Consider the following 601-nt stretch of genomic DNA (forward strand, 5'->3'; position numbering starts at 1 on the left):
GCGTTACCGGGTGACTTAGGCAGCGTCGAAGGTGACCAGGTCGATGCTGATCTGGTCTTCGATGATGCTTACCGTCGTCCGGATGGGTGGTCCGGGTAGTGGTGGGGCGGTGGAGCGGTAGACCGCGCCGGTCGGTGTGATGAATTCGGCGGTGTGGTTGCCGTTGGTGTTGGTGGTGGTGACCGTCCAGCCGGGTGCTTCTTTGGCGTAATTGCAGGCTTCACACAGGCCGAGGCCGTTGAGTGCGCTCGTCGGTCCGTGCTGACGCTTAGGCACGGCATGGTCGTGGTGGCGAATGGGTGCGTCGCAGTAGGGGGTGCGGCAGGTCTGGTCGCGCAGCTCGAGCAGCCTCGCCAAACCCGTGGGGAAGATCCGCGACCGTGATTCCATCGCGACCAGCTGCCCGCTGTCGGGGTGGCGATACAGACGCCGCAGCGTCGACTTCACCTCGGCGTCGGCGGCGGCGTCCCCGGTCAGCGTGCGCGCGAAACCCGCGGGCACCGGCCCATAGTCGGCCACATACGCCGGCGCGTCGTCGTCGCCGGCCAACGTGGTGTCGGCCATCACGAGGTTGAGCGTGACCGGCACCGGCTGTTGGGCG

The 601-nt window shown here is 67.2% G+C and carries 1 protein-coding gene; it reads right to left on the minus strand.

Features of this window, described 5'->3' with window-relative positions:
* Positions 1–15 precede the first annotated feature (15 nt).
* Positions 16–601 (minus strand): HNH endonuclease (locus ACRCUN_RS34215; RefSeq protein WP_462146035.1); only part of this gene is annotated, 586 nt, incomplete at its 5' end.

This window comes from Mycobacterium venezuelense (genome assembly GCF_054919535.1).